Consider the following 6,000-nt stretch of genomic DNA (forward strand, 5'->3'; position numbering starts at 1 on the left):
ATTACTTTTCTTTTTCGGTGGTTGGATAGCTCAGTCGGTAGAGCAGCAGACTGAAAATCTGCGTGTCGGCAGTTCGATTCTGCCTCTAACCACCACCTCATATGCCTTCAATGAACCTACACTTAGATAAAAAGCGATCGCTGAATTAAATATCTTTTAACACAACAATGCTAAAATAATGAAATTTTACGAAAGGCAAAAGAGCTAAAAGCATGCTGATTCTTGGCGAAAAATATAAATTTACCAATATAGAATTAAAAAAGCTTAATAAAAAATTCGACAAAGTCGACATCGTAAAATACGCCTCTCGCCCCTTTGCAGAGGTTCGGCTACAGATCGAAAGCCTACTTAAAAATCACAATTATAAATTTTTGATCATAAACACCAAAGAATTTATCGATCCTAAAATGATAAAATTCCTCACGCTTTTGCAGTTTCGTTTCAATCATAAGCGGCTCAAAATTCTAACTATCGAAAAATTTTTAGAAAAATTCTTTCATAAATGCTATATCCCTGACGACGATAGGGATTTGGAATTTTTAAGCAACATTAGGCCGTATAACGACTTCGAGTACGCTACAAAGCGCGTCATAGACTACATAGGCGGAGCGATCCTGTATGTTATATTTTTTGCGATCAAATTTCACGTAAAAAAGAAAATAGACGAACAGTCGCCGGGGAAATTATACTTCATACAAAATCGTGTAGGATTAAATTTGAAAAATTTCAGATGTTATAAATTTCGAACCATGCACGAGCATTGCGTTCATAATCCATACACAAAAAAAAACGATAGCAGGGTGTTCGAGTTCGGCAAATTTATGAGAAAGACCAGGATAGACGAGCTGCCGCAATGCATCAACGTACTGCGTGGAGATATGCACCTAATCGGGCCTCGGGCGGAATGGGACATTTTGGTTAGAAACTACGAAAAAGCAATCCCTTATTACAACGAACGCCATCTGGTCCGCCCTGGTATCACCGGCTGGGCGCAGGTTAATTACCCCTATGGAGAAAACATCGATGATGCCAAGCAAAAGCTAATGTATGATCTCTATTACATCAAATACTGGTCGCTGTGGCTAGAGATCAAGACGATCTTTGCGACGATCAACGTTATGATCAGAAAAAAGGGTTTATAAAATTTAATCTCCCAAAACCATCTTTAAAAGCCTGTAGTTTGCTTTATGAACATCAAATTTTTCCTCCGCGACCCTTCTGCTCTCTAGCCCCATTGTATCGATCGCTTCAGGATTTTGTATAAAATACTCCATCTTCTGCACCAGGGCTTCATATTCGTACGGCGGCACCAAAAAGCCGTTCAGTCCGTCCGTGACCGTCTCTTTGCAGCCCACGCTATCAGTCGTGATCACCGCCCTGCCTATCGCCATCGCCTCCTGCGTGCTTCTAGGAACGCCTTCTCTGTAATACGACGGCAGTACGAACACGCTAGAGCCTGCGATCCACTCATCCACATTGTCCACGAAGCCTGGATATATCACGATATCGTCGTTTAGATACATATCTAGGTGTCGTTTTTTCAGACCGAAAGGATTTGTCTCGTCAAAGGAGCCCAAAATATAAAATTTCACCTCTTTGTGCTTTTTCTTTATGATCTTTGCAGCCCGTAGATACTCAAACACCCCCTTCTCCGCCAAAAGTCTAGCTACAAATATAAAACTCACGGGCTTTGCGGGCGCTTGGGAGTATTTAAATTTAGCCAGATCGACCCCGATACCGCCTAAAATTTCAACACTTTTTACGCCGATTTTATATCTACCAACAAGGTCTTTTTTATCGTCGCTATTTAGCAAGATGAGTTTATCGAGCAGAGGGAGGCTAAACTTATAAAGTAAAATTTGAATAAATTTTATAAATTTCGTCTTGGCCGAAGGTCCGTTTTTATGCAAAGTAAAAGCCCCGCCTAGCCCCTCAAGCATACCGACGATACGCGGTACCCCCGCTAATTTTGCCGCTATGGTGCCAAAAATTACGGGCTTTACAAAAAAGCTAAATACTATATCCGGCTGATATTTTTTAATGAGCCTTATCAAATCATATACCGCAAGAGCATCACCAAGCGGATTTAATCCTTTAGAATTTAGCTTGTAATCCAAAGCCGTCGCGCCGAGCTCCTCGACCCTGCTGCGAGAGACATCGTCGTAGTCGCCGGCTAGGCAATAAATTTTAAAATTTTGCCCGGCGAGCTTTATGATAAATTCCTTCCTGAAATTTATCATCATAGAAGCAGCGCCGCCTATAATAAAAATTTTTTTCAAAACGAAACTCTGTTATTAAATAATAGATATTTTATCACGGTGATAAAAAAAGCTATCAGGATAAAATACCCCAAGTAGAAGGTCTTTTTTGTGTTTAAATTTTTAAATAAAACGTAGGGGATAAAAAATTCAAAAACGCTAAATAGCAGATAAACTCTGCCTAAAATAGGGATGCCGTAAAATAAAATCCGCAGCAGCGCCGCAAAATACGCGAGATTGTATAAAAATATGCTCTTTTTATCCGTCTCTTTTTTATAAAACAGCACAGACAGCATATTTGTAAAAAGAATAAAATAGATGCCCAAATAGCTAAAAATGCTTTCGCTATACGGCTTCATATGATAAGAGACAAGATAGTCCGTGTAGATATTAGCAGGGATGTGATCGTAGATAAATTCCGCAACTATCTGAATAATCCCGACCCTATTAAATACAAAAAGTAGCATAAATACAAAAATCATCAAAGTGGTTTTATAGTGCTTTTTAAATAAATTAAATATTAAAAATAAAGGTATTATAATGATAATAGTCGGATGAAAAAGCGCCCCTATGGCGGTAAGCACAAAAGATTTTAAAATTTTACGCTCATAGTATAAAATAAAAACTATCGGTATAAGGGTCGTAGCGATAACCGATCTAAGGGCATTGAATGACATGGCGAAAAACGACAATGTAAATAGAATATATGTAATAATTTGAAGCTTGTCGTCAAAATAATAAAATTTTTTATAAGTTTTGACCATATAATTCAAAGCAATAGTTTGTATTAAAGACCAAATGACAAAAAGTAATCCATAATTAATAGTTAAAGGGTTTAAATATTTTATCAAAAGATACATAATTATCCCTTTGTATAGGGAATATAATCTTTCTGTTTCTAAAAATAAAAATTTATACATTATATAATCGGTCCCGTAATTATCCTGAAACGCTACTAAAATAAAGAATATAGATAAAAAAGCGTAATATAGCAACGGTCGGATTTCTCTGTGTCTTATAGAAAAACCATATGCTAAAGCAGCGAAAAAATAAAATATAAAAATTGCGTATAAAGTGTGCATATTTTAACTCATTGTCTATTTAGAGGTATTTTTCCTAACCCAAAGAGCTATCTCTCTAAATTTTAGATAGGCTTTTAATCCTAATAAATTATATATAATAACCCCGATCCTATCCTGCGTCTTAGAATTTTTATCTTTCAGCGCGATCGCGGAATTGTTTTTTATTATCTTATCCATTTTTATTAGAGTACCCCTGTCTAAATCGTCTAAATTATCCTTAAATTTATAAAAGGTCATAAATGCGTCTCTGAGCTTTCTGATCTCTATGGATTTTACAATATCTTTGTAATCACAGAAATATTTTTCTAGCTCGTCTAGGATATTAAATATAATTAAATCTTCAATATCGCCTTTGCTCGTCATGATAGAATTATCTCTTATAAAGTAAAAATAATCCTTCAGGTCGCAAAAAGCTATTTTGTCTGCTTTTGAAGCTATTATGGGCGTGGTCGCAAGGTCTTCGTATATCTGACCTTTTGGAAACCTAATGCCTGCAAATAACTCTTTTTTATAAATTTTAGCAACCGCACCGACATTATAAAATTTACCGCAAAATAGACTTTCTATACATTCCTTAGCTGTATGGATTAAAATAGGCTCATCATTTATACTTTTTTCATAAATTTTATCCTCACTGTCTTCATAAGCGCGCTTGATTGAGGTGATAGCCATATCCACATCGCATCTATCTATCAAGCAATATAAATTTTGTATATAAAATTTACTTACCCAGTCGTCGCTATCTATAAAAGTTAAATATTCACCGCTTGCAATATCGATACCTGCGTTTCTAGCATCGCTAAGACCGCCGTTTTCTTTATGGATTACTTTTATGCGGCTGTCTTTTAGTGCATATTCATCGCAAATTTTAGAACAACCATCAGTACTTCCGTCATCAACCAATATTATCTCTAAATTTTTATAAGTTTGATTTATGATGCTGTCGATACATTTTCCAAGATACTTTTCGACATTATATATAGGTACTATTGCGGATATCAAAACCTCCTTCATAAATCCCCTTTATCATTTAAAATTATCGCAGCGCCCAGTATACATACTACAAAATATCCTACTCCAAGCCCAACTACCGTTCCTACGGCACCATAAACAGGAATAAAATATAAATAAGCTACAACGGCGCCACCTAGGGCAAGCCCCCATTTATAAATAAGGAGTTTACCTAACTTCATTTTAATTATATATAAATTTAACGCCTCATTTAAAAATATAAACGGCAAAATAAATAATAGATACCTAAAAATTTCTACTGCGTCGTGAAATTTAGCTCCGAATATTAAGCTTATTAAAATTGGCGATAAAAAATACATCGCCATAGACGTAAAAAGCGCAATAGTAATCATACCGCAAGCAAGCAGCCATATATTTTTCTTTATGGTGTATAGTTCGTCAAATTTATAAACAAATAAAGGTGCAAATGATACCGCTATAATTGGCGCGATAGCAGTCACGCTACCAAAAAGCTGAATCGCCGAGGCATATAACCCCAAAGTCATGCCATCGCTTAGATAACGCGTCGCAACGATGTCCGCCCTCAAAAATATACACATGAAGCAGATACCTAGAAAAAATGGCAACCCATCTTTAAGAAGAGACAAAATTTTATTAAAATCAAATGTAAAAAATAGCTCTTTATTTAAAAATTTATAGATCCAAAGTAAACCTAACGCCATGTAAATACTCTCCAATATATACACAAGAGCATAAAGATAGATATTCGTGACTTCCAGCCAAAATAGTAATGCCAAAATAGTAATCTTGATGATCGTAAAGTAGATATATAGCACGCTTCTATATTTTATCATCGTCTGAGATTGTAAAAAAGCCGTGACTATACCAAATGCCTCGTCTATCAAAATACAAAATCCGAGAATTAGAGCTAGATTAAACACTTTTACATCATCACCAAAATATACGAATGCCAAAAAAGCAATATATGCCACTATGCAGAAAAACGTTCTTATAAAAAAGCCGCCTCCCATTAAATATCTGCGCTGCATGGCATCCGCGTTCGTAAGCCTAGGCACCATAATCTCTGCCGGATTGACATATGAAAGCGATTTAAAAATAACTATAAGCCCCAATAAATATTGAAAAATTCCATATTTTTCAACCCCTAAAACTCTGGCTAAAATAGACGCCGTCACAATACTGCCGCCGATCCTAATACCATGTTCGAACAGAAGCCAGAAAATATTTTTGATAAATTTTATTTTGTTGCTCATAGTCTTAAGCTCAAAATCCTTTAAAAATTTATATAGTATGATTGTATCCAGCAAAAATTTAAAAGCAAATAAACAATATAAATAAATTATGCGGATTTAAATTTGTCTACGAATAAATTATTCAAAATCTGAAGCAATTGTAAAAGCAATAAAGCAATTAGGTAAAATAACAGAGAAGTAAATAAAGTTAATATGCTTAGACATAACAATTGCTGCCAAAACCCAGACAAAACAATAGCTAAAATTTACAATCTTATCTACCTCCGAAAAGTATAGAGTCATACCCTTTATAAATTTTTATAAAAACAAAGAGGGAAGTCCAATTTACGCCCTCTCCCTATTTTATATATTCTTTCTTATTACTCTCCCTTACCCTTTTTGCCCCTCTTACCTTTAGCTTTAGATGGTCCCTCT

5 protein-coding genes and 1 tRNA gene are annotated in these 6,000 nt (G+C 35.3%); 2 read left to right on the top strand and 4 right to left on the bottom strand.

Going from position 1 to position 6,000, the window contains the following annotated elements; all coding sequences use genetic code 11:
• The first annotated feature begins 19 nt into the window (after window positions 1–19).
• Both Q0393_RS03005 and Q0393_RS03010 read left to right on the top strand, forming a co-directional pair.
• Window positions 20–95, top strand: a tRNA-Phe gene (locus tag Q0393_RS03005).
• Window positions 96–212: 117 nt separating this feature from the next.
• A complete protein-coding gene (locus Q0393_RS03010; protein ID WP_298977805.1) occupies window positions 213–1,142 on the top strand; it encodes a sugar transferase in 930 nt (309 codons plus the stop codon).
• Window positions 1,143–1,145: 3 nt separating this feature from the next.
• Here Q0393_RS03010 and Q0393_RS03015 read toward each other — a convergent pair whose 3' ends face one another.
• From Q0393_RS03015 to Q0393_RS03030, 4 genes are read right to left on the bottom strand one after another with little or no spacing between them, the layout of a single operon-like run.
• The gene (locus tag Q0393_RS03015) at window positions 1,146–2,279 is read right to left on the bottom strand and encodes a glycosyltransferase family 4 protein (RefSeq protein ID WP_298977807.1); all 1,134 of its coding nucleotides are present in this window, start codon (window positions 2,277–2,279) and stop codon (window positions 1,146–1,148) included.
• A complete protein-coding gene (locus Q0393_RS03020) occupies window positions 2,276–3,340 on the bottom strand; it encodes an EpsG family protein (protein WP_298977809.1) in 1,065 nt (354 codons plus the stop codon). The genes Q0393_RS03015 and Q0393_RS03020 overlap by 4 nt, the downstream gene beginning before the upstream one ends.
• Before the next feature lie 15 nt (window positions 3,341–3,355).
• Entirely contained in the window at window positions 3,356–4,354 is a 999-nt protein-coding gene (locus Q0393_RS03025) for a glycosyltransferase (RefSeq protein WP_298977812.1), read from the bottom strand.
• Window positions 4,351–5,586 (bottom strand): oligosaccharide flippase family protein, encoded by a 1,236-nt coding sequence (locus Q0393_RS03030; protein WP_298977814.1) that lies wholly within the window; start codon window positions 5,584–5,586, stop codon window positions 4,351–4,353. The genes Q0393_RS03025 and Q0393_RS03030 overlap by 4 nt, the downstream gene beginning before the upstream one ends.
• Between the last annotated feature and the right edge of the window lie 414 nt (window positions 5,587–6,000).

The organism is uncultured Campylobacter sp. (genome assembly GCF_938015785.1).
Classification (GTDB): Bacteria; Campylobacterota; Campylobacteria; order Campylobacterales; family Campylobacteraceae; genus Campylobacter_B.

Coding starts and splice junctions, on each gene's coding strand:
- Q0393_RS03010 (WP_298977805.1), top strand. CDS start 213: ATGCTGATTCTTGGCGAAAAATATAAATTTACCAATATAGAATTAAAA.
- Q0393_RS03020 (WP_298977809.1), bottom strand. CDS start 3,340: ATGCACACTTTATACGCAATTTTTATATTTTATTTTTTCGCTGCTTTA.
- Q0393_RS03025 (WP_298977812.1), bottom strand. CDS start 4,354: ATGAAGGAGGTTTTGATATCCGCAATAGTACCTATATATAATGTCGAA.
- Q0393_RS03030 (WP_298977814.1), bottom strand. CDS start 5,586: ATGAGCAACAAAATAAAATTTATCAAAAATATTTTCTGGCTTCTGTTC.